This is a genomic window from Enterococcus sp. LJL99 (assembly GCF_054871725.1).
Window position 1 is genome coordinate 1 of sequence record NZ_JBTXLT010000025.1, and the last position, 4,221, is coordinate 4,221.

Below are 4,221 nucleotides of genomic sequence, written 5' to 3' on the forward strand. Positions count from 1 at the left end.
TTTTCTTCTGTATACCTCATCGCTAAAACAGCCATGAGGAGATACAGAATTCCTGTTAAAACTTGTAGAAAACGATAGGATTTAAAAAATTTTGTTGTGTTATTCATCTTTTTTACCTTCTTTCGCAGGTTCCTTTTCAATATTTGCTGCAATTTGGTTGTCTAAATCGGATTTTGTTGTGGTTTCTAACGCCAATAATTTTTGATTGTCATTAACTGCTGAAACGTCATGCATATGTTTCTTTTGTAAGATGTGCATTGAATAGCGTAATAAAGCGACAAAAATCAGAGCCAACCCAATTAATACGCTGTAACTCTTGATTAGCAGATGGGAACTAATTCCACTAGAAATTGCTTCTCTAAAGGCATACAGTGAATAAGACATTGGTAAATAAGGATGAATAAATTGGTAAAATTGTCCTTGTACTTGAATTGGGAAGGTTCCTCCAGCGCCACCTAGTTGTAAAACAAGTAGGATCATTGCGACAAATCGTCCCGGGTTATCAAAAGTCATGGCTAAGAACATAACAATCGACATATAACACCAGGCACTTACGAAAGCAGTGAAGTAAAATAGCCCAATGTTGTGTACAGGTAAGCCAATCAAAATCATGACGGTGGCTTGGATTAACGCCATCATACTTGAAGCGCCAAAGCCAATTGATAATTTACTTAACCACCAAGAACGGCTGCTTTGACCTTCCATAGAAGCTTTTCTGATTGGGTAGATAAAGTTGAATAACATACAGCCTACAAATAAGGCAAGTGACATAATATAAGGTGCTAATGCTTCACCGTAGTTTTTAACCGTACTATATTTATCATTTTTCAAACTGGTTGGATCGACAAAGTGATCAATCGTTTTGTTGGTGATTTTTACTGTTTTTGATTCATTGACCCCTGCTTCTAAACCATCTGCTAATTCTTTTGCGCCGGCTTGTAATTGACTAATACCAGATAATAATTGTGGTGAATTTGCATCTAATTCATTTAACCCTGATTGTAACTGTTCTGCACCACTATCTAATTGAGCGACACCGTTACTTAACGTTGGTAATTGGGCTTGTAATTGATCTAAGCCATTTGTCAATTGATTGCTTCCAGAAGCTAATTGATTAATTCCAGCGATTCCTTTAGGAATTTCTGTTGCGGCTTGATTTAAAACGCCACTTAATTGGTTTAATTGAGCAACAATTGTTTGTGCATTTTCAGAGGCTGGAACATGGTTGGTTGCTTGTTGAATTTGAGCAATTCCGGCTTCTGTTTGGTTAATGGCTGCTTCGATTGTTTGTGTATTTCCTGCCATACTTTGAGCAATTGTACTCACTTCACCCGCTTTTGCTGAGAATTCGGCTGAAATTCGTGACAATTCAGTTAGATTTGCTTGAATGTCAGCTACTTTTGTATCTAATTGTGTTTCGATAGCTGCTAAATTTGAATCAACGGTACTTGTTAACTCACCAATGATTGCTGATTTAGAAGCATCTGACAATTCCGTGTTGGAACGGATTACTTCGTCAATTTTGGCATTGATGGCACTATTTGCTCCGCTAACATCAGAAGATAGACCGTTTACTTTTGTTGCGATTTCAGCCGCTTGGTGTTCAATCCCTGAAGCATCCATCGAAATCGTTTGAAGTTGATTGGCATTGGTAACTAGACTTTGTAATTGTTGTCGAGCAACGGCTAATTGATGCGCTAGATCTTGTTGTGTTGCAGGATCTAGATTGTTTTCAAAATTTTGTAAGGCCGTTGCCATTGATTGTGCTGCTTGTGATAATTCAACTAATCCTGCATCAATTCCTGTTATATTTGATTGTAGAGGTTGAATCGTGGTATTGATTGTATTTAAAGCAGTACTTAATTCTCTTGAGCCTGTATCTAATTGCCCCACACCGCTTGATAAAGGACCCACACCTTGCGCTAGTTGATCCACACCTTGTGTCAATTGTCCACTTCCAGATGCGGCTTGTGCCACACCGTTTGTATATTCAGTTAATCCAGCCCCTAATTGTCCGCTCCCAGAGGCTAATTGTTCTGATCCGCTCGCAGCTTCACCTAAGGAACCTAACATTTTCGTTGCTACTTGATCGATGGCTTGTGCATAAGATTTCACTACTTGATCGCGTACTTGAATTTCTAATTCAGTTGCGGCTACTTCGGTAATTTCACCAGAAATATAGTTATATGAATCATTCGTTGTATAGGTAATTTCCATTTTTTTCGGATGATCATCTAAAATACTGGCAGCTGATTTAGAAAAATCTTTTGGAATCGTTACGATAGAATAGTACTTCATATCTTTTAGACCTTTTTCAGCCTCTTTTTTACTGACGAATTTCCATTTAATATCATGATTGGTTTTTAAATTATCAACGACTTGATCTCCTACATCAACTTTTTGACCGAGTAATGTAACGGGTTGATCTTCATTGACGATCGCGACAGGTAAATTTTTCGTACTCCCAAAAGGATCCCATAATGATTTATCAAAAACTGAAGCATAAATAATGGGAATAAAAGTAATCGCGATGACGGAAATCATCAAAATCTTATTCTTAAATAGGTTTTTCCACTCATTTTTGACCATCTGCATGAGTTGCGTCCTCCTTGTGTTGGGCTATTTTTTTCTTGTTCGGAATTGAATAAAAGTGATAAAAGACAAACGGAATAGCTAAAGTGACAAAGAAACAAACGCCAAGTAATGTTAGGTACATCGGACCTTCACTTTTTGAGATAGAAGAAGGAACGATAAATGCCGTAACCACTGCACTGACAGAAAGCAACAGACCTAATCCTGCAACAATCATTTTTACTTTGTTTCCACCAGGAATTTGAAAGTCTCGTTGTAAATCTTGATGTTTTTTCAAAACAACAAAGTAAGCGACAAAGAATAAGATATAGGCACTAAGATAAATTAATACCGTTAAGGAAATCGCCGTTTGAAAAGCGATATTTCCGCCAGAACCACCAGAACCAAATGTTAGTAAGGCTGCCCAAGCAGTGACAATAATTGCTTGAATCATCAAGATTTTTACTGGAACATCATTACGGTTTTTCCTTGCTAGATCTGCTGGAAGTAATCCTTTTGTCGCGGCGAATTGAAGCCCTTCAGTTGGACTGACAATCCATGAGCTGACTTGTGCTAAAATACCAAAGGAAATTAAGAAACCGATTAATTTAACCCCCCAAGAAATATGGTGCGGTGAAATCAATGTACTTGCTGTATCCATGACGCCTTGGTTGGAAGAAATTTTTCCACTTAAGACCATTGAAACAACACTGCCACCAATGGTACTCATGACAATCCCAACAACGACGAGAATAATCAACAGTTTTGGGTAATCTTTTTTAGGATTTTCCAATTCTGAGATATGTGTCGCAGAGGCCTCAACCCCCATATAAGCTAAAACAAATGAAGTGAGTGCGGCAATATCTTTTCCTTTAGGAAGGAAGGAAGAGTGACTAAAATCGGGTGAAATGGTATGTCCACTCATAAAGTAATGAATGGCTAAGATAAACATTGCGATTACAGGTAAGACAATTCCGATTGAAAAGCCGTATTTGGCAAGTTTTGCTGTCGTTTCAGTTCCGCGTAATTGCAGAATGGTTAAGACCCAGAAAATACCAATCACAGATAAAAATTTAAAAATAGGATCATTATTAATTGCGGGAATTTCTAAGGTATAAGACAACGTACCGACAATAAAATAAATCATTGTCACAAAACCGACAGTTACTTGAAACCATTGAAAGAATAGTGCCGCAAAGCCAAATTTTTCGCCTAAAGGTTTACCGACCCAGCTATAGATCCCACCTTCTTGATAACCTTCTACTGTGGCTAATTCAGCCGAACATAATGAAACAGGTAAAAACCAACACAATCCGCAAAGTAATAAGAAAAAGATCAATGATTTTCCAGAAGTGGCAAATGTTGGGTATTCATAAACAGTAATAAATAAAGATGCAGTCATGGCGAAAAAAGCAAATTTGGACATTTTTTCTTTTTTTGTTTTCTCCACTGTATTTTCCTCCTCAAGTAGTTGTTGGTGATTAGGTTGGGGAAAGCTTGAGACAAAAGTGGTTTTACTTCTGTCTCCATCTTTCTCCAGACTCCAATCAGTTGTTTTTAGTGTGTAAATCCGTGAACATGAGCCCCTTCATTTGCGTGCATCGTAACATTTGATTTGTTTAATTCAGCGATCGATTGTTGAATATCTCT

2 protein-coding genes are annotated in these 4,221 nt (G+C 37.6%); both read right to left on the reverse strand.

Going from position 1 to position 4,221, the window contains the following annotated elements; translation table 11 throughout:
- Nucleotides 1–99: 99 nt before the first annotated feature.
- Nucleotides 100–2,595, reverse strand: a complete 2,496-nt coding sequence (locus tag ACYSNW_RS18085) for a YhgE/Pip family protein (RefSeq protein ID WP_461746913.1) — start codon at nt 2,593–2,595, stop codon at nt 100–102.
- Nucleotides 2,576–4,021 (reverse strand): amino acid permease, encoded by a 1,446-nt coding sequence (locus ACYSNW_RS18090; protein ID WP_461746915.1) that lies wholly within the window; start codon nt 4,019–4,021, stop codon nt 2,576–2,578. The genes ACYSNW_RS18085 and ACYSNW_RS18090 overlap by 20 nt, the downstream gene beginning before the upstream one ends.
- Nucleotides 4,022–4,221: the final 200 nt, after the last annotated feature.